The organism is Streptomyces sp. NRRL F-2664 (assembly GCF_000719345.1).
In the GTDB taxonomy this organism is placed as follows: Bacteria; Actinomycetota; Actinomycetes; order Streptomycetales; family Streptomycetaceae; genus Streptomyces.
Genome location: NZ_JOFX01000585.1, coordinates 1 through 242, shown reverse-complemented (window position 1 = coordinate 242; position 242 = coordinate 1). Strand labels below are relative to the sequence as shown.

The following is a 242-nucleotide window of genomic DNA, read 5'->3' as shown; positions in this document are numbered from 1 at the left end:
CATCGCCCATCGAGTAGCAGCCGTGGAAGTAGCGGATGCCGTGGGTGCGGCGGCAGGTGGCCGGCAGCCGGTCCGGTTTGCTCTCTTCGGCCCAGCTGGAGCCGTGGCAGGGCCGGATCGGCAGCGGGCCGAACTGGTCGAAGGCGAAGCACCGGTCCGGGAAATGGCTGGTCACGTGCTCGATACGGTCGAGTTTGGCGTCCTTGTCGGGATCTTTGGACTCCTTCCAGGTGCGGGTTCGC

1 pseudogene is annotated in these 242 nt (G+C 66.9%); it reads right to left on the bottom strand.

Features of this window, described 5'->3' with window-relative positions:
* Positions 1-242, bottom strand: a pseudogene (locus tag IF89_RS0137090) (IS630 family transposase); the annotation flags it as partial.